Origin of the sequence: Mycobacterium sp. UM_WGJ (assembly GCF_000455125.1) — a bacterium.
In the GTDB taxonomy this organism is placed as follows: Bacteria; Actinomycetota; Actinomycetes; order Mycobacteriales; family Mycobacteriaceae; genus Mycobacterium.
In genome coordinates this window covers 1-18,002 of the sequence record NZ_AUWR01000016.1, presented here as the reverse complement: position 1 = coordinate 18,002, position 18,002 = coordinate 1, and the positions used below count along the sequence as shown (strand labels likewise).

Below are 18,002 nucleotides of genomic sequence, written 5' to 3'. Positions count from 1 at the left end.
CGGCAATGCCTGACTGTCCGCCGGCAAAGCCGCAGGCTGTAACACCGTTGTCCCGGCGCTGGTTGTGGTTGGTTGGCCTCGTCACGCTGATTTTTAGCCTCTTGCAGGCACCCGGCCGGATCTCTCCGGACACCAAACTCGATCTGACCATCGCTCCGCTGCGCTTCCTGGCTCGTGCCGCCAACCTGTGGAGCAGCGAACTGCCGTTCGGCCAGGTGCAGAACCAGGCGTACGGCTACCTGTTCCCGCACGGCACGTTCTTCTTGGCCGGTGATCTGCTGGGGCTGCCCGGCTGGATCGTTCAGCGGCTGTGGTGGGCGGTGCTGCTCACGGTGGGCTTCTGGGGCCTGCTGCGGGTCGCCGAGACGTTGCGGATCGGAACCCCGACGGCACGGTTGATCGGCGCCGCCGCGTTCGCACTGTCGCCGCGAGTGCTCAGCACCCTGGGTTCTATCTCTTCCGAGACACTGCCGATGATGCTGGCGCCCTGGGTGCTGCTGCCGGTGATCCGAGCGTTGGGGGCGCCACGTGACCCGGGCCAGGACATCCCGGAGCGGCCCACCCGGGTGCTGGCCGGCCAGGCTGGGGTCGCGGTCGCGTTGATGGGCGCCGTGAACGCGGTCGCGACGCTCGCGGGGTGCCTGCCGGCGATCATCTGGTGGCTGTGTCATCGCCCGAACCGGCGCTGGTGGCGCTTCACCGGCTGGTGGCTGCTGGCGCTGGGGTTGGCGGTGACGTGGTGGGTGGTGGCCCTGCTGCTGCTTGGCCGGGTCAGCCCACCGTTCCTGGACTTCATCGAATCGGCCGGGGTCACCACCCGGTGGACGTCGCTGACCGAAATGCTGCGCGGCACCCATAGTTGGACGCCGTTCGTCGCGCCGAATGCCACGGCCGGGGCGCCGCTGGTCACCCGCCCGGTGATGATCCTGGGCACCTGCCTGGTGGCGGCCGCCGGTCTGGCCGGACTGACCGGCATGCTGTCTCGGCGGTCGCCCGGCGCCGGACGGCTGGTCACCATGCTGCTGATCGGGGTGACGCTGTTGGCCATCGGCTATGCCGGGGGACTGGGCTCGCCGCTGGCCCACTCGGTGCAGGCCTTCCTGGACGGCGCCGGGGCGCCGCTGCGCAACCTGCACAAACTCGAGTCCGTGCTCCGTATCCCGCTGGTCCTGGGGCTTACCCATCTGCTGGGGCGTATCCCGCTGCCGGGCAGCGCGCCGGCAGTGGTGTGGCGGCGCGCGTTCGTTCACCCCGAACATCACAAGTCGGCCGCGGTCGGTCTGGTGGTCCTGACGGCGCTGATGGTCTCGACGTCACTGGCCTGGACCGGCCGGCTCACCCCGCCGGGGACATTCAGCGCGTTGCCGCAGTATTGGCGCGACGCCGCGGCGTGGATCGCCGAACACAACAGCGGGGGCCCCACCCCCGGCCGGGTGCTGGTGGCACCGGGAGCCCCGTTTGCCACTCAGACCTGGGGCACCAGCCACGACGAACCGCTGCAGGTCCTCGATGTCGGCCCGTGGGGGGTGCGCGACTCGATCCCGCTGACCCCACCGCAGACCATTCGGGCGCTCGACTCCGTGCAGCGCCTGTTCGCCGCCGGCCGCCCGTCTGCAGGCTTGGCCGACACCCTGCTCCGACAGGGCATCTCCTACCTGGTGGTGCGCAACGACCTGGACCCCGACACCTCCCGGTCGGCCCGACCGCTGCTGGTGCACCGCGCCGTCGACGGCTCACCGGGACTACAGCGCGTGGCCCAGTTCGGCGAGCCCGTCGGGTCCGGCACCGTCCCGGGATTCGTCGCCGACAGCGGCCTGCGGCCGGCCTATCCCGCGATCGAGATCTACCGGGTCGGCGACCCCGCGACCGATGCCAACCCGGGCGCGCCGTACCTGGCCGACCTCCACGCGATGCCGCGGGTCGACGGCGGCCCGGAGGTGCTGCTGCGACTCGACGAACACCGCCGGTTGCGCGGTGAGCCCGCCCTGGGCCCGGTGCTGCTGACCGCCGACGCCCGGCGCGCGGACTTGGGCACGCCGGTGGTCACCGTCACCGACACCCCGCTGGCGCGCGAGACCGACTACGGCCGGGTCGATGACCATTCGTCGACGATCCGGGCAGCCGGCGACGCCCGGCACACCCACAGTCGGGTACCGGACTATCCGACACCGGGCGCCAGCACGGTGTTCGGCGGCTGGCTCGGCGGCCGTCTCACGGCGTCCAGCTCGTCCTCGGACGCCACCACGCTGCCCGACGTCGCACCGTCGACCTCACCGGCAGCCGCCATCGACGGCGACTCGGGAACCGCCTGGGTGTCCAACGCCCTGCAGTCGGCGGTCGGCCAGTGGTTGCAGGTGGATTTCGACCACCCGCTGACCAACGGCACCATCACCTTGACGCCCAGTGCGACGGCCGTCGGCGCCCAGGTGCGGCGGATACAGATCTCCACGGTGAACGGCACCACCACCTTACGGTTCGACCGCGCCGGCGAGCCCCTGATCGCCGCACTGCCCTACGGCGAAACACCCTGGGTGCGGATCACCGCGTCGGGCACCGACGACGGCTCCCCCGGCGTGCAATTCGGAATCACCGATCTGGCGATCACCCAATACGACGCGTCGGGCTTCGCGCATCCGGTCGACCTGCGCCACACGGCGCTGGTTCCCGCTCCACCCGCGGGAGCTCAAGTGGCGCAGTGGGACTTGGGTGCGGGCTTGCCGGGCCGGACCGGTTGCGCGAAGGCCGACGGCGCGGTGCGCTGCGCGGCATCGATGATGCTGGAGCCCGAGGAGCCCGCCACCTTCAGCCGCACCCTGAACGTGCCGCGAGCCATGTCGGTGACCCCGACAGTGTGGGTGCGACCGCGCCAGGGCCCGAACCTGGTCGACCTGATCGCCGAGCCGGGCGCCTTGCGGGCCCGCGGTGACGCCGACGTGCTCGACGTGCAGGGGGCGGCGTATGCCGCGGCCGACGGTGACCCAGGCACCGCCTGGACGGCGTCACAGCGAGTGGTCGCACACCGATCCCCGCCGACCCTGACCATCACGTTGCCGCGTCCGGTCAAGGTGACCGGAGTGCGGTTCACCCCCAGTCAGTCCCCGCTGCCGGCGCACCCCACACTGGTGGCCGTCGACCTGGGCTCCGGCCCCCAAGTGCGGGAGCTAGGGGGATCCGACGATCAGCAGGTGGGCTTGCTGCCGCGGGTCACCGACACCGTCACGATCAGCCTGCTGGGGTGGGAGGACGTGATCGATCGGACCGCGATCGGCTTCGATCAGCTCAAGCCGCCGGGGCTGGCCGAGGTCAGTGTGCTCGGCTCCGACGGACGTCCCGTGGCCCCCGCCGATCCCGTCCGAAACCGGTCGCGTGCGGTTCACGTCGACTGCGACCACGGGCCGATCATCGCGATCGCCGGCCGGTTCGTACACACCTCGATCACGACCACGGTCGGCGCGCTGCTCGATGACAAACCGGTGGCAGCGCAGGCATGCGACCTGCGTCCGATCGCGTTGCCGCCCGGCGCGCAGGAATTGATGGTCAGCCCGGGACCGGCGTTCGTCGTCGACGGCGCGACGCTGTCCGCGCCGTCAGCGTCTACGAGGGCCGCCGCGACCAGGCCCGCGCAGATCGGCACGTGGAGCGCGGACCGGCGTGAAGTGACAGTGCCCGCCGCGGCGGCCGCTCGGGTGCTGGTTGTTCCGGAGAGCATCAACGGCGGGTGGGTGGCGCGCACGTCGGACGGCACACGCTTGGCTCCGGTGGCGGTCAACGGATGGCAGCAGGGCTTTGTGCTGCCCGCAGGCACCGACGGCGCGATCACGCTGACGTTCGGGCCCAATCGGATGTACCGGCTCGGGATGGCCGGCGGCCTGGCTCTGCTTCCGCTGCTTGCGTTGTTGGCCTGGTGGCCAGTGCGGCGGGTCCGCGACCCCGGCCCGCCGGCAGCGCCGTGGGGGCCGAGCCGGCGCGTGGCGGCGGCCGGTGCGCTGACGGTCGGCTTCCTGATCGCCGGGACTGCCGGGGCGGCGGTGCTCGGCGCCGCGATGGTGTTGCTGCTCGCGTTGCAGCACCGGCAGCGCTCCTTTGAGGTGGCCCGGCTCGGGTTGAGCGCCGGCGGTCTGATCACGGCGGGCGCGGTGCTGTGCCGGCACCCCTGGCGGTCGGTGGACGGCTATGCCGGCCATTCCGCAGGGGTGCAGCTGGCGGCCCTGGTCTCGGTGGCGGTCCTGGCGGCGACGGCGGTGGTCGCGCGCGGTGGTCGCAAGCTCGACGGAGTCGAGGGCAGCGGGCCACCGCAATGGGCCGAGCCGACGGAGTCGGGCGAAGCGGGCCAGCGCCCATAGGTACGGCGGTGGTCGCCCGCGGTGGTCGCGCGCGGTGGTCGCAAGCTCGACGGAGTCAAGGGCAGCGGGCCACCGCAATAAGCCCAGCCGACGGAGTCGAGGGCAGCGGGCGCCAGGGGCCGGTGGCGCCCCTGTGGCATCTGCGGCGAAGAGTGCCGCTACTGCGCGGCTTCGAGCTTCTCGATCTGCGTGTTGAACAGCTTCACCAGATCCTCGGCGTGCGTGGCGTCGTCGGATCCGTCGCTCTCCACACGTAATCCGATGTCGTTGCTGGTCGCCACGACGAGCACCCCGCGGTAATAGCCGGAGATGGTGGAAGCGGTGATCGAGATCGGCAACCGGATGGCGGCCTTGCTGGCGCTGGTGATCACGGTCGCGACCGCCCACGGCGGCACTCCATCCGCATCCAGCGGGTTCATCTGGATGTCGGTGGTCACCGAACGCCCACCCTGCTCAAAGGTCTGCGTGAATGTCTGGCACTTCTCCACGAACCGCTTGAGGTTCGGGCGGTCCGGCGTCAGGGCCAGTCGCACGCGCATCGTGTGCAGGCCGCCGGGCTGCAGCTTGGCCAGCGTCGCCGTCGCGGTCTGCGTGGCGGAGGCCGGACTGGAGTAGAAGTCGGCGCATTCGGGCGGGTCGACCGACAGATTCGGCATGTCCGAGGGCGCGTCGCCGGCGCTGTTCACCCCGCTGATCCACTTGCCACCGGACGGGTCGGGAAACGAGGACCGCTCCACCAACATCTCCGACGTCAACTCCTTGATGTCGGGTTTGCGTGACGGATTGTCCGCTGCCGTGAGTCGGCCACCCAGGCTCAGAACCAGCCCGGCAACGACCGCGACCACCACTGCGGCCGCGGCCAGCGACAGCCACAACACCCTGCGTGACCTGGGCTGAGCACCCGGGACCGGCCACGGCGCACCATACGGCGGATAGCCCCCGGGAGCCATGCCGACAGCGTCGTCCTCCACCCACAGCGGCCAGCCCGGGGGCGGGGGCGGCCACGTCGGATCCGGCGCCCAGTTGGCATCCGGTGCCCAGCCAGGTGGCGCGGGCGGCCAGTTGGGCGGTGGGTTGAAACGCATCGGGCGACTCCCGTATCGATGTACTGACGCTGGCTCGTGGCGAGCCTACGCGGTTCGATGGTGGCAGGCTGGACATGCACTCTCACACCGCAGCGCCTGAGAAGGAGGCCCGCGTGCCTGCAACACCGATAGCCACGACCAACCCGGCCACCGGCGAAACGGTCAAGACGTTCACCGCCGCCAGCGACACCGAAGTCGATGCCGCGATCACCCGCGCGGCGAATCGCTTCGTCGAATACCGTCGCACCGATTTCGCTCAGCGAGCCAGATGGATGCACGCCGCCGCTGATCTGCTGGAGTCCGAAGCCGACGAAGTCGCCGCCATGATGACCCTTGAGATGGGCAAGACGTTGACCTCGGCCAAAGCCGAAGCGCTCAAGTGCGTCAAGGGCTTCCGCTACTACGCCGACCACAGTGCGGAGTTGCTGGCCGACGAGGTCGCCGACGCGTCGAAGGTCAACGCATCCAAGGCGTTCGCCCGCTATCAACCGCTCGGGGTGGTGCTGGCGGTGATGCCGTGGAACTTCCCACTGTGGCAAGCGGTCCGATTCGCCGCCCCAGCCCTGATGGCCGGCAATGTGGGCCTGCTCAAGCACGCCTCGAACGTGCCGCAGACCGCGCTGTACCTCGCCGACCTGCTGGGCCGCGCCGGTTTCCCGGACGGTTGCTTCCAGACCCTGCTGATCTCCTCGGGTGCCGTCGAGCGGGTGCTGCGCGACCCGCGGGTGGCGGCGGCCACCCTGACCGGCAGCGAACCAGCCGGGCGTTCGGTCGCCGCTATAGCCGGCGACGAGGTCAAACACACCGTGCTGGAACTGGGCGGCAGCGACCCGTTCATTGTCATGCCCTCGGCCGACCTGGAGGCCGCGGTCCGCACCGCGGTCACCGCGCGGGTTCAGAACAACGGCCAATCATGCATCGCGGCAAAGCGATTCATCGTCCACACCGACATCTACGACGAGTTTGTCACCCAGTTCGTCAGCCAGATGTCGACACTGCGGGTCGGCGATCCGACCGACCCGGACACCGATGTCGGACCGCTGGCCACCGAATCGGGCCGTGACGAGGTCGCGCAGCAGGTCGATGCCGCCGCCGCTGCCGGAGCGGTGATCCGTTGCGGCGGTAAGCGACTCAACCGCCCGGGCTGGTTCTATCCCCCCACCGTGATCACCGACATCAGTCGCGACATGGCGATCTTCACCGAGGAGGTGTTCGGCCCGGTGGCATCGGTGTACCGCGCCGCCGACATCGACGAGGCCATTGAAATCGCCAACGCCAGCCCGTTCGGGCTGGGGTCCAATGCCTGGACCCGCGATGAGGCGGAGATCAGCCGGTTCGCCGACGAGATCGAGGCCGGCCAGGTCTTCATCAACGGCATGACAGTGTCCTACCCGGAGTTGCCGTTCGGTGGGATCAAGCGGTCCGGCTACGGCCGGGAACTCTCTGGACACGGCATCCGGGAGTTCTGCAACCTCAAGACGGTGTGGGTGGCCTGACGCCGGTCATCACCCCGCCGCGACCTTGGCGGCGACGCCCACCACCCGAGTGGCCAGGTGGTCGAGTGCGGCCAGCGTGGGCTCGTCCAGCTCGTTCTGGTTGTTCGGTCCGGTGATGTGCCCGACACCGTAGGGGTTGCCGTCGGCGAACTTGATCGGGTCGGTGTAGCCCGGCGGTACCAGGATGCCGCCGAAATGCATCAGGGACACGTACAGATTCAGCAGCGTGGCCTCCTGCCCACCGTGGGCGGTCTGACTCGAGGTGAAGCCGGCGTAGACCTTGTCGGCGAGTTGGCCCTTGGCCCACAGCCCGCCCAGCCCGTCCAGAAAGTTCCGGAATTGCGCAGCGGGGGAACCGAATCGGGTCGGGGACCCGAAGATGACGGCGTCCGCCCAGACGATGTCCTCACCGCTGGCCGCGGGCAGATCCTTGGTCGCCTCGTAGTTGGCGCTCCACGCCGGGTTGTGAGCGAAGGTCTCTGGGTCGCGTGTCTCCTCGATATGACGCACGCGGACCTCGGCGCCCGCCGCCTCGCCCGCCCGGGCCACCCGTTCGGCCATCTTGGTGCCGTGGCCGGTGGCCGAGTAGTAGATAACCGCCAACTTCGTCATTGCCATCACTCCTTTGATTGTTGGGTCGTGTCGGTCAGCGCGTGCCGGTCAGCAGGCCCTGAATTTCGGTCAGCTCGTCGTTGAACTGGTCTTGGTGCGGCCGTGCGCCGCTCGCCCGCAACAGCCGGGCGAAATCCTTGGCCGCCTTGGCGATCCGTTCGGACAGGCCTGAGCCGGATCCGTCCGCGCCGAAGTCTGCGGTGGCGGCGAACACCCCGGTAGGTGATACCAGCGCATGCAGATAGCAGAACATCGGACGCAGGGCGTGGTCCAGCATCAGCGAGTGGCGCTCGGTACCGCCGGTCGCCGCGATCAGTACCGGCTTCTCCGCCAGGGTCTGCTCGGGCAGCACGTCGAAGAAGGACTTGAACAGCCCGCTGAACGTCGCGTTGAACGTCGGCGTCACCGCGATCACCCCGTCACCGTCCGCGATCGCGTCGAACACCGCCTCCAGTTCCGGTGCGGCGAAACCGGTCAACATCGCGTCGGTGATCGCCCGAGCCAGATGACGCAGCTCGACTACCTGCGTGAGCACCGCAACATCGTCCCGGCCGAGCTCGGCGCGAACCGCCGCACCGAGCCGGTCGGCCAACAGCCGAGTGGACGACGGCTCACGCAGACCGCCGCTGACCACGATCAACTTCATGACGCCTCCTGGATCTCGGATAGCCGCGCAGCCTCGACCAGAGACTCGTGCGTCGGCGCGCCGGGCACGTGCGCGGGCCGTCCGATGGCGAACTCCTTGCGCAGCACCGGGATTACCTGCTCACCCAGCAGGTCGAGCTGTTCGAGCACCGTTTTCAACGGCAGGCCCGCGTGATCGACCAGGAACAGCTGGCGTTGGTAGTCGCCGACGTATTCCCGAAAGCTCAGGGTCTTGTCGATCACCTGTTGCGGCGAGCCGACTGTCAGCGGGGTCTGCTCACTGAACTCCTCCAGACTCGGGCCGTGCCCGTAAACCGGGGCGTTGTCGAAGTACGGCCGGAACTCGTTGATCGCATCCTGGCTGTTGGGTCGCAGGAACACCTGACCGCCCAGGCCCACGATCGCCTGATCGGCACCGCCGTGACCGTAGTGCTCGAAGCGCTGCCGGTAGAGCTGCACCATCCGCTTGGTATGCGACGCCGGCCAGAAGATGTGGTTGGCGAAGAAGCCATCACCGAAGTGCGCGGCCAGCTCGGCGATTTCGGGGGTGCGAATAGAGCCGTGCCAGACGAACGGGGGAACTCCGTCGAGCGGCCGCGGCGCCAGGGTGAATCCGTGTAGCGGAGTGCGGTATTCACCGCTGAAGTCGACGACGTCCGCGCGCCACAGCCGGCGCAGCAACTGATAGTTCTCCACCGTCAGCGGCAGCGCGGTCCGGATGTCTTTGCCGAACCAGGGGTACACCGGTCCGGTGTTGCCACGCCCCAGCATCAGGTCAACCCGGCCGTCGGCGAGGTGCTGCAGCACGCTGTAGTCCTCGGCGATCTTCACCGGGTCGTTCGTGGTGATCAGGGTGGTGGCGGTGGTCAGCTGAATACGCTCAGTCTGTGCCGCGATGTAACCCAGCAGGGTTGTCGGCGACGACGGCACGAACGGCGGGTTGTGGTGCTCGCCGGTGGCGAAGACGTCCAGGCCGACTTCCTCGGCCTTCTTGGCGATCGCCACGGTCGCCCGGATCCGCTCGGCTTCGGTCGGCGCACGACCGGTGGTCGGGTCGACGGTCACGTCGCCGACGGTGAAAATGCCGAACTGCATACCGGTGCTCGCCATTGCGGCCCTCCTTGTGCGTTGCTCGCTACTCTAGCTGATAGTTGTCAACGCAACTATTTTGTGGTCAATTCCCGCATTTCCTAGCCATCTGAACCCGATATTCACCTGGACGATTGTGATTTAGTCAACTATATTTAGGTCTTATGGAGACACGGTGGCTCACCGAGGAGGAGCAGCAGATGTGGCGGGGCTACCTCGACAGCACGCGCCTGCTGCTGCGCAGCCTGGACCGACAACTGGTCAGCGACTCAGGACTGAGCCTGTCCGACTTCGAGATCCTGGCGCTGCTGTCCGAAGCGCCCGACCGCCGGCTGCGGATGAATGCGTTGGCCGACATCACCGTGACGACCCGCAGCGGGGTCACCCGAGCGGTCAAACGGCTGACCGACGCCGGTTGGGTCCACCAGGTCAAGTGTGAAGAAGACAAGCGCGGCCAGTACGCCGAGCTCACCGAGTCGGGCATGGACAAGTTGCGTGCGGCGGCGCCGGGCCATGTGCACGCGGTGCGGGCCGGTCTGTTCGACTCGCTCAGTCCGCGCGAGGTGGAACTGTTCACCCACTCCTACGCGCGGATCCGCGACAATCTGCTGGAGCACCACTAGGCATTCTCGGCGAAGGCAACCGCCCGCCGCGCCAATCTCCATACGATCGAGCCATGTCGCAATGCCACACCGCGCGCGGGCCCATCGACACCGCTGACCTCGGCGTCACCCTGATGCACGAGCACGTGTTCATCATGACCACCGAGATCGCCCAGAACTATCCGGACGCCTGGGGCGACGAGGACGCCCGGGTGGCCGACGCGATCGCCCGACTGGGCGCGTTGAAGGCCGCCGGAGTCGACACCATCGTCGACCTGACCGTGATCGGACTGGGCCGCTACATCCCACGGATCGCCCGCGTGGCCGCCGGCACCGACCTGAACATCGTGGTGGCCACCGGTATCTACACCTACAACGACGTGCCGTTCTTCTACCACTATCGCGGACCCGGAACCATGCTGGACGGACCCGAGATCATGGCCGACATGTTTGTCCGCGACATCGAGTCCGGCATCGCCGACACCGGGATCAAGGCGGGAATCCTCAAGTGCGCCACCGACGAACCGGGCGTGACTCCCGGCGTCGAGCGGGTGCTGCGCGCGGTGGCCAACGCCCACCGCCGCACCGGCGCGCCCATCTCCACGCACACCCACGCCGGCACTCGCCGCGGCCTGGAGCAGCAGCGCATCTTCGAAGAAGAAGGCGTCGACCTGTCCCGGGTGGTGATCGGGCACTCCGGGGACAGCACCGATCTGGGCTACCTGGAGGAGCTGATCGCGGCGGGATCGTATCTGGGCATGGACCGCTTCGGCATCGACCTGATCCTGCCGTTCGAGGAGCGCGTGAACACCGTGGCGGCCATGTGCGAGCGCGGCCATGCCGACAAGATGGTGCTCTCCCACGACGCCAACTGCTATTTCGACGCGCTGCCCGGCGATCTGAGCTCAGTGGCCGCACCGAACTGGCACTACCTGCACATCCACAATGACGTGATTCCGGCGCTACGGCAGCGCGGCGTCACCGAAGAGCAGCTGCGCACCATGCTGGTCGACAACCCGCGCAAGATCTTCGAGCACTCCGGCGGCTACTGAGGCCGCACCGTGACTTTCACCGTGCCGGTGTCGCAGCACGTAGCGCCAATGATCGGACCAGCGCGTGCAACCGCTCGTGGGTGGCGGCGTCGGGATCGCTGAGGCGCAACTGCAGGAGTTCACGGGCGACTGCGTGTAGCACGCGGGCGGTGTAGTCGGGATCCGGCAGGTCCGGGTAGACACGCAGCAACTCACCCGCCAGATAGCCGCGCACCACTTCTTGCGCCTGCGCAAGGCGTTCATGCAGTTCCGGCGGCGCGCCCTGCGGGGGGAACAGGAACAGCCGCCAGGTCGCGGGATGGGCGTCGGCGGCCTTGACCACGCTGTCGAATCTGCCGGCCAGGTCGCCGTCGCCACCGGGTTCCGCCGCTTCGGCGATCACCTCTGCGAACTGGGCGCCCGCGCGGGCGGCTTCGCGATCGATCAGCGCGACGAACAGGCCGGCGGGGTCACCGAACTGCTGGTAGAGCAGCGAGCGGTTGATCCCGGCCTCGCGGGCTATTCGATTCGGCGTGGCGGCGTGGAAGCCTTCCGCATCCACGATCGCGTGGGTGACGTCGAGGATCTGGCTACGCCGAGCCTCGGCCGTCATCCGCCGCCGCGACTGCGCCAAAGTCATAGTTGACAGCATAAATAACGGCCTGTTACCTGTAACTAACAATATGTTAGTTACCGGAGGTCGGATGCCCACGCACTACCCCGAGCTTGCGCGCCGTGTTCACAGTCAGCGCGAGCTGCAGCCGGGCCTTTACGGCGGCATCGACTTCGACGCGCAGCCCTACCGCACCACCACCGACCCGGGCGACCTCTCGGCGCTGCCGCAGTGGGTCGCCGACCGCGCTCCCTATCTGGCCGACGAACAAGCCGTCGAACTGATCTGCACGACAACCCTGCTGGGCGACGTGGTGGCCGATCCCTATGCGGCACTGATGTCCGAGTACAGCGTTTCCGCTCTGATCGACATGCTCCAGGTGGCCTGCCGCGAAGGCATCGACGCCGTGCCCGGCGCGCCGCCGGAGTTGGCGGCGTTCATCGCCGACATGGAAGCCGCGCCCTCCTGGCTGGACATGGATCTGGTGCGTGAGGGTGCACGGCACGCCCGCATCCCGGCGGCCCTGGTGGCGCCGTTCGTCACCCGAGGCGCCTTCATCGCGACCTTCGTCAACACCTACGCCGCATTGCCGATGGCGCTGACCGGCGCGTTGTCCGGCCGCCGCGCCGCGCGCCGGGTCAACGAGACCACCAGCTTCTTCGCCGTCACCACGCTGCCCGGCGCTCTGGACCGCTACGGCCCCGGATTCGAAGCGGCCGCCATGGTGCGGCTGATGCACTCGATGGTCCGCTACAACGCGCTCAAGCGCTCGGACAAGTGGGACGTCGACGTCTACGGCGTCCCCGTCCCCCAGGTCGACCAGATGCCGGCCGGAATGATCAACCTCTACCTGCTGGCTACGGCCGCCCACCGGAAAGGGCGCACCGAATTCACGCCGAGCGAGCGCGCCCAGGTCGAATTCACTCGCTACCGCGCGTTTTTGCTGGGGCTGCCCGAGGAGCTCCTGCCGACCACGCCCACCGAGATCATCCACCTCATCCACACCCGCGCGGCGCTACTGCGTGAGGACTTCGACGACGCCACCTGTGGCGAGATGGTGCGCTCGACTATGGCCGCCTATCTGCGACCCGTCGACACCCGATGGGAACGCATGGCCGATGCCGTCGAGAAGAGTTACAGCAAGGCAGCTTTCACGAAGGCCTTCTGCAACGGCGACCGCGCCGTGGCCAAGGACAAGGGAGTGCCGATCGGCCTGGCCGACTACCTGCGGATCGCCGTGACGGCGCCGTTCATCATCGGGCGCCTACTGGTGGTTCGGCGCGCCAATCGGATCCCGGCACTCCGCCAGATCACCGATGACTACCTGGTGCGGCTCGTCAAGCGTCGGCTCAAGACCTATGGCAAGCCCGAATTCACCAGCGATGCAAAGGATTACACGCCAGCTGGACAGCTGGCGTAACGGGTCCGGGTGCCCGCCGGCTACCAGACCAGTCGGGCGAGGTAGGTCTGGGCGAATTTGCGAACGGCGGCGGTGTCGTTGATGTCGAGGACCCCTGCCCTGTTGGTGAGCAGTGAGGCGACCAGCCGCACCAGGATTTCGGCGGTGGTGAGGACCTCATCGTCGGGCATGCCGACTCCACAGAGACGCAGCGTCGCGGCGACCAGATGGCTGGCACGCACCAGCGCCTTCTCACCGCTGGGGGTATTGACTCCGATGAGCAGTTCCGGCTCACTTTCGATGACCGCGGTCGCCAGCGGACTCTCGGTGATGCGGCGCATGGCCAGGGTGAAGCATTCCACGATGGCGCCGCGGGCGTCCTGCGCGCGGGCGGCGTTGCCGAGTTCGACGAACAGCGCTTGCGTGTCGGTTTCCACCAGCTGCTCGAACAGTGCTTCCTTGGTGGGGAAGTGCCGGTACAGCGTGCGGCGACTCACCCCGGCGCGCTGGGCGACCGCATCGATGTTGGCGCGACGAAAGGCATGCCGGGCGAACTCCACGCGGGCGGCCGCGACGATGGCGCCCGCCGTGCCAGTCATGGGATCGGCGACCTTGACCGTTGCCGGACTTCCCATGGCGTTCATCCTGTCATGCTGCGCGGTGAGCTGGGCCGACGCGAGGTAGGCCAGCGGGTCCGTCGGCGGGTCTTCGCACCTGTTATCGTGACACAATTACATGAATTTGTGCCATAGTGCGGCCGAAATTCGTTCACCGGAGGTCTTGGATGCCCACGCACTACCCCGACCTGTACCAGCGCGTTCGCCGGCAGGCCGAGCTGCTGCCGGAGCTCTACGGCGACCTGGACTTCGACGTGCAGCCCTACCGCACGGCCGCCTCCCCCGACGACGTCGCGTCCCTGCCGGGCAACCCCGCCACCCGGGCCAAGTTGCTGGCCGACGATGCCGCCGTCGAGCTGATCACGACGGCCACCTGGCTGGGCGACGTGGTGTCGGACTCCTACGCCGCATTGATGGGCCAGCACAGCGTCAGCACCCTGATCGGCATGCTCAAGCAGGCCTGCCGCCACGGTGTCGACGCGGTGCCCGACGCCCCGCCGGAGCTGGCTGCGTTCATCGCCGACATGGAGGCCACCCCGGACTGGCTGGACATGGATCTGGTGCGTAAGGGAGCAGAGCATTCCCGTCTCCCGATGGCGCTGTTGGCACCCTTCGTCGTCCGCGGTGCGTTCATCGCGACCTTCCTCAACACCTATGCCGCGCTGCCGATGGCGCTGACCGGCGCACTGTCGGGCAAGCGTGCCGCCGGGCGGGTCAACGAAACCACCAGTTTCTTCGCCGTCACCACGCTGCCCGGCGCGCTGGACCGGCACGGCCCGGGCTTCGAGGCCGCGGCCATGGTGCGGCTGATGCACTCGATGGTCCGCTTCAACGCGCTCAAGCGATCGCCGAAATGGGACATCGACATCTACGGGCTGCCGATTCCGCAGATCGACCAGATGCCGGCCGGGATGATCAACCTCTTCGTGCTGGCGATGGACGCCCGCCGGAAAGGACGCACCGAATTCACCCCGAGCGAGCGCGCCCAGGTCGAGTTCACCCGCTATCGCTGCGTGCTCCTCGGCCTGCCGGAAGAACTGCTGCCGACCACGCCCGATGAGATCATCCGGGTGTTCAGCGCCCGCGCTGCGCTACTGCGCGACGACTTCGACGACGCCACCTGCGGGGAACTGGTCCGCTCGACCATGGCCGCCTACCTGCGCCAGGAGCAGACGCTGCGTGAGCGCATCGCCGATGCGGTGGAGAAGAGCTACAGCAAGGCCTTTTTCGTCAAGACGTTCTGCGGCGGCAGGCGAGACGTGGCCAAGAAGATGAGCGTCACGCTCAGCGCCGGCGACTACGCGCGGATCGCCCTGACGGCTCCGTTCGTGACGGGTCGCCTGCTGGTGGTGCAGCGCGCTGTGCGCACCCCGGGCCTGCGCCGGCTGACCAACGCCTACATACTCAGGCTGCTCAAGCGACGACTGGCCGCCTACGGCACGCCCGAATTCACCAGCGACTCCGCCGAGTACACCCCGTCGGGCAAGGCCGCCTGATCGGCATCGGAGCGCTCCCGCAGATGCCGGGTCTCCCAACCTCGTAGCTTCTCGCGGCACGGTTGCTCCACCAGGGCATAGCTCACCGCGGCGATGGCGACGGTGAACACCAGCGTCAGCGCCAGCACCACCGCCATATCACCGGTGAAGGCGAATCGGCCGATGACGGGGAACACCATGTCGAGAGCCGCCAGGTGCCAGATGAAGATTCCGTAGGACCAGCGGCCCAACGTCACCATCGGCGCGCTGGCCAGGAACCGGTGCGGTGTGTCGGGCCGATCCAGCACCAGCGGCGCCAACAACGCCCACGCCAGCACCCCGCCCATCGCGGTGCGCACGATGAACTGACCGACGGTGGCCGAAGTCAGCCCCTCCGGCCCAGCCAGTGGCGAGGCCGCCACTGCGAACGCCACCAGAGTCACCCCTGCCATGGGCAGCCGCCGACGGGCCAGCCGGTGCACCCGCCCTACCGGGCTGTACGCCCACTCGGCCAGCAGCATGCCCGCCCCGAACCAGCAGCCGTAGGCCGGCGCCCAGTTCAACGGATTCACCCCGTAGGGGGTGTGGATGGGCAAGAACCCCCACCCCAGGCTGAGCAACGCCACGCCGGCGATCGCCGGTACTCGGGCGCGCACCGGCAACCGCCGCGCCGCCAATGCCAGCAGCGGCAGGGCCACGTAGAAGCTGACCTCCACGGCCAGGCTCCACATCTGGGTAAGGCCCGGGGTCAGAGTCAGCGGCACATAGATCTGGGTCATCGTGAGATTGGCCAGCCACACCACCAGGCTGGCGCCGCCGGCATCGGGCAGCAGCGCCAGGATCACCACCACCGACACCAGGTAGGCCGGCATGATCCGCACCACCCGTGAACGCAGGTAATGCCCGGTGCGCGGCGCCGGACGCAGTCCGCGCGCGGCCGCCGCGTGCCCACGCCACAGCAAAAATCCGCTCAGCGCGAAGAACACCGCGACCGCCATGTCGAAACGACCCCACATCCGGCCGCTGATCCCCGACGAGTGTCCGGTCTGAAACGCGACGTGTGTGATCACGACCCCGATAGCCGCGCAGGCGCGCATACCCTCGACTGCGGGCAGGAAGCTACGTACGCCACCCACCTGCTGACTCATCTGATTTCCGACCGAGGCATCGATGGACACACAGTAGCTGTTGCGGCTGCTGCTGTTAGGGTCAAACAAATTTGGGTACCGGGACAAAAGGAGGATGCGGCGACGTGAACCGAGCAATCATGATGCGTATCGCGGCATGCGCAGTCATGGGCCTCGGCGCCGCCCTGATGGTTGCGGCACTGCTGCTGTCCACCTACACGGTGGGCAAAATCGCCAAGATCCCGCTCGACATCGACGTCACGCTGATCGGCAACGGCAGCGGCGCCGCGTTGGACCCGGAGTCTCTCGGCAGCGAGCACGCCGTCGTCGACCAGGACGTGCCGCTGGTGTCCCAGCAACAGATCGGGGTCGAGTCGCCCGCCAATGCCGACGTGGTGACCCTGCAGGTCGGCTCGTCGCTGCGGCGCGCGGACCGGCAGAAGGACACCGGGCTGCTGTTGGCCATCGTCGACACCGTGACGCTGAACCGCACGACCGCCGAGGCGGTTTCGGACGACACACACCCGGGTGGCTCGGTGCAGCGACCGCGCAACTTTGAGGACGAGAGCCCGCCCACCAACATCGCCCTGCCGCACGAGGGACTGTCGTACCGGTTCCCCTTCGACACCAAGAAGCAGTCCTACCAGTACTTCGACCCGATCGCGCAGAAGGCCTACGAGGCCAACTACGAGGGTGAGGACGACGTCAACGGGCTGACTACCTACCGGTTCGTCCAGAACGTCGGCTACGACAACGACGGCAGCCTGACCGAGCCGGTCCGCTACCCGTCGCTCTACGGCCACGACGAAGACGGTGAGATCACCGCGCCCGCCCGACTCTGGAACATCGAAGGCGCCGACCCCGACGAGGACGTCACGATGACGCGGTACTACGCCGCGCAGCGCACCATGTGGGTCGACCCCGTCTCGGGCACCATCGTCAAGTCGAAGCTGCACGCCAACCACTACTACGCCCGGGACGCGCTCAAGCCGGAGATCGCACTGGCCGACTACACGGTCACCAGCTCCGAGGAGACCATCGAGCAGCAGGTCAACGCGGCGCGCAACGAACGTGACCGGGTGGCACTGTGGTCCCGGGTCCTGCCGATCACCTTCACCGCGGCGGGGCTGATCTGCTTGATCGGCGGAGTCCTGGTCGGCTGGTTCAGCCTGCCGGCCGAGGCCGCGCTGGGCCGCAGCGACCGGCACGGCTCCGACGGTGGATTCTTCGGCGGTTTCGCGCCCAAGGCGCCGACGGCCGATCGCCCGTCCGGTGCCGAAGCCGAGACCGAGAAGATCCCGGCGCAACGTCCCCAGCTGGACCGCCCGGCGACGCCACCGGAGTCGAGCCCCCCGGAACGGGGCACCCCGGATTCGGCTCCCGACCAGCCGTAGTTGCGCGGTGGTGCGCGCCAGAGCCTGGATCGCGCCGTGCTATGCACTCGGGCTGACACTGCTCATCCTGGCGCCATTGCTGCGCCCGGGTTATCTGCTGTTGCGCGACGCAGTTTCGACACCGCGGTCATATCTGACCGGCGCCGCCCTCGGGCTGGGTGAGGCATCCCCGCGGGCGGTACCCCAAGACTTCGCGGTGGCGCTGGCGTCGCGGCTGATCGACGGCGGGACCGTGGTCAAGGCGCTACTCTTCATGGGCCTGTGGCTTGCTGGATGCGGGGCGGCACGGCTGGTGGCGACCGTACTGCCGGAGTCCGGACTGCCCGGTCAACTGGTGGCGATCACGGTGGTGATCTGGAACCCGTATGTGGCCGAGCGGCTGCTGCAGGGCCATTGGAGCCTGCTGGTCGGGTACGGCTGCCTGCCATGGGTGGCGGCGGCGATGCTGGGCTTGCGCGCCGGCCCGGGGGCCGA

The 18,002-nt window shown here is 68.3% G+C and carries 14 protein-coding genes and 1 pseudogene; 8 read left to right on the top strand and 7 right to left on the bottom strand.

What is annotated here, in order from left to right; translation table 11 throughout:
• The first annotated feature begins 5 nt into the window (after nt 1–5).
• Nucleotides 6–4,343: an alpha-(1->3)-arabinofuranosyltransferase gene (locus tag N416_RS0106880; protein ID WP_081654482.1), complete on the top strand. Its 4,338-nt coding sequence runs from the start codon at nt 6–8 to the stop codon at nt 4,341–4,343.
• A 158-nt stretch (nt 4,344–4,501) separates the two neighbouring features.
• Here N416_RS0106880 and N416_RS0106875 read toward each other — a convergent pair whose 3' ends face one another.
• Nucleotides 4,502–5,428, bottom strand: coding sequence for a hypothetical protein (locus tag N416_RS0106875; protein ID WP_024441383.1), 927 nt, complete (start codon nt 5,426–5,428; stop codon nt 4,502–4,504).
• Nucleotides 5,429–5,541: 113 nt separating this feature from the next.
• On the opposite strand from N416_RS0106875, the gene N416_RS0106870 reads away from it, so the two are divergent.
• Nucleotides 5,542–6,924 carry an NADP-dependent succinic semialdehyde dehydrogenase gene (locus N416_RS0106870; RefSeq protein ID WP_036457471.1) on the top strand — a complete coding sequence of 461 codons (1,383 nt, stop codon included), beginning with the start codon at nt 5,542–5,544 and terminating at the stop codon, nt 6,922–6,924.
• 9 nt (nt 6,925–6,933) lie between these two features.
• On the opposite strand, the gene wrbA is transcribed toward N416_RS0106870, so the two are convergent.
• Genes wrbA through N416_RS0106855 form a run of 3 tightly spaced genes read right to left on the bottom strand, consistent with a single transcriptional unit; the run spans nt 6,934 to nt 9,276 of the window.
• Nucleotides 6,934–7,536, bottom strand: coding sequence for an NAD(P)H:quinone oxidoreductase (gene wrbA, locus N416_RS0106865; RefSeq protein ID WP_024441381.1), 603 nt, complete (start codon nt 7,534–7,536; stop codon nt 6,934–6,936).
• Nucleotides 7,537–7,570: 34 nt separating this feature from the next.
• Entirely contained in the window at nt 7,571–8,182 is a 612-nt protein-coding gene (locus tag N416_RS0106860) for an FMN reductase (protein WP_024441380.1), read from the bottom strand.
• Nucleotides 8,179–9,276 carry an LLM class flavin-dependent oxidoreductase gene (locus tag N416_RS0106855; protein WP_024441379.1) on the bottom strand — a complete coding sequence of 366 codons (1,098 nt, stop codon included), beginning with the start codon at nt 9,274–9,276 and terminating at the stop codon, nt 8,179–8,181. Before N416_RS0106855 ends, N416_RS0106860 begins: the two co-directional genes overlap by 4 nt.
• A gap of 158 nt (nt 9,277–9,434) precedes the next feature.
• On the opposite strand from N416_RS0106855, the gene N416_RS0106850 reads away from it, so the two are divergent.
• Together N416_RS0106850 and N416_RS0106845 are read left to right on the top strand one after the other, a co-directional pair.
• Complete coding sequence (locus N416_RS0106850) at nt 9,435–9,893, top strand: MarR family winged helix-turn-helix transcriptional regulator (protein WP_024441378.1); 459 nt, start codon at nt 9,435–9,437, stop codon at nt 9,891–9,893.
• Between the two features lie 53 nt (nt 9,894–9,946).
• Complete coding sequence (locus tag N416_RS0106845; RefSeq protein ID WP_024441377.1) at nt 9,947–10,924, top strand: phosphotriesterase; 978 nt, start codon at nt 9,947–9,949, stop codon at nt 10,922–10,924.
• Nucleotides 10,925–10,940: 16 nt separating this feature from the next.
• Here the strand turns inward: N416_RS0106845 and N416_RS0106840 are convergent, their stop codons facing one another.
• Nucleotides 10,941–11,516, bottom strand: a complete 576-nt coding sequence (locus N416_RS0106840; RefSeq protein WP_024441376.1) for a TetR/AcrR family transcriptional regulator — start codon at nt 11,514–11,516, stop codon at nt 10,941–10,943.
• 91 nt (nt 11,517–11,607) lie between these two features.
• Between N416_RS0106840 and N416_RS0106835 the strand changes: the two genes are divergently transcribed.
• Nucleotides 11,608–12,936, top strand: coding sequence for an oxygenase MpaB family protein (locus N416_RS0106835; RefSeq protein ID WP_024441375.1), 1,329 nt, complete (start codon nt 11,608–11,610; stop codon nt 12,934–12,936).
• Nucleotides 12,937–12,956: 20 nt separating this feature from the next.
• On the opposite strand, the gene N416_RS0106830 is transcribed toward N416_RS0106835, so the two are convergent.
• Entirely contained in the window at nt 12,957–13,550 is a 594-nt protein-coding gene (locus tag N416_RS0106830; protein ID WP_024441374.1) for a TetR/AcrR family transcriptional regulator, read from the bottom strand.
• Nucleotides 13,551–13,699: 149 nt separating this feature from the next.
• Here N416_RS0106830 and N416_RS0106825 point away from each other — a divergent pair, with 149 nt between their 5' ends.
• Nucleotides 13,700–15,028 (top strand): oxygenase MpaB family protein, encoded by a 1,329-nt coding sequence (locus N416_RS0106825; RefSeq protein WP_024441373.1) that lies wholly within the window; start codon nt 13,700–13,702, stop codon nt 15,026–15,028.
• Here N416_RS0106825 and N416_RS0106820 read toward each other — a convergent pair.
• On the bottom strand, nt 14,965–16,155 hold the full coding sequence (locus N416_RS0106820) for an acyltransferase (RefSeq protein WP_024441372.1): 1,191 nt from the start codon (nt 16,153–16,155) through the stop codon (nt 14,965–14,967). The genes N416_RS0106825 and N416_RS0106820 overlap by 64 nt on opposite strands.
• Before the next feature lie 104 nt (nt 16,156–16,259).
• Here N416_RS0106820 and N416_RS0106815 point away from each other — a divergent pair, with 104 nt between their 5' ends.
• On the top strand, nt 16,260–17,528 hold the full coding sequence (locus N416_RS0106815) for a DUF3068 domain-containing protein (RefSeq protein WP_081654481.1): 1,269 nt from the start codon (nt 16,260–16,262) through the stop codon (nt 17,526–17,528).
• Nucleotides 17,529–17,535: 7 nt separating this feature from the next.
• Nucleotides 17,536–18,002: pseudogene (locus N416_RS21380) on the top strand (hypothetical protein); the annotation flags it as partial.

What these genes read in the sequence shown, in the direction of transcription:
- N416_RS0106820 (WP_024441372.1), bottom strand. Translation starts at nt 16,155, where the DNA reads ATGAGTCAGCAGGTGGGTGGCGTACGTAGCTTCCTGCCCGCAGTCGAG.
- N416_RS0106850 (WP_024441378.1), top strand. Translation starts at nt 9,435, where the DNA reads ATGGAGACACGGTGGCTCACCGAGGAGGAGCAGCAGATGTGGCGGGGC.
- N416_RS0106845 (WP_024441377.1), top strand. Translation starts at nt 9,947, where the DNA reads ATGTCGCAATGCCACACCGCGCGCGGGCCCATCGACACCGCTGACCTC.
- wrbA (WP_024441381.1), bottom strand. Translation starts at nt 7,536, where the DNA reads ATGACGAAGTTGGCGGTTATCTACTACTCGGCCACCGGCCACGGCACC.
- N416_RS0106840 (WP_024441376.1), bottom strand. Translation starts at nt 11,516, where the DNA reads ATGACGGCCGAGGCTCGGCGTAGCCAGATCCTCGACGTCACCCACGCG.
- N416_RS0106830 (WP_024441374.1), bottom strand. Translation starts at nt 13,550, where the DNA reads ATGGGAAGTCCGGCAACGGTCAAGGTCGCCGATCCCATGACTGGCACG.
- N416_RS0106875 (WP_024441383.1), bottom strand. Translation starts at nt 5,428, where the DNA reads ATGCGTTTCAACCCACCGCCCAACTGGCCGCCCGCGCCACCTGGCTGG.
- N416_RS0106835 (WP_024441375.1), top strand. Translation starts at nt 11,608, where the DNA reads ATGCCCACGCACTACCCCGAGCTTGCGCGCCGTGTTCACAGTCAGCGC.
- N416_RS0106855 (WP_024441379.1), bottom strand. Translation starts at nt 9,276, where the DNA reads ATGCAGTTCGGCATTTTCACCGTCGGCGACGTGACCGTCGACCCGACC.
- N416_RS0106825 (WP_024441373.1), top strand. Translation starts at nt 13,700, where the DNA reads ATGCCCACGCACTACCCCGACCTGTACCAGCGCGTTCGCCGGCAGGCC.
- N416_RS0106860 (WP_024441380.1), bottom strand. Translation starts at nt 8,182, where the DNA reads ATGAAGTTGATCGTGGTCAGCGGCGGTCTGCGTGAGCCGTCGTCCACT.
- N416_RS0106880 (WP_081654482.1), top strand. Translation starts at nt 6, where the DNA reads ATGCCTGACTGTCCGCCGGCAAAGCCGCAGGCTGTAACACCGTTGTCC.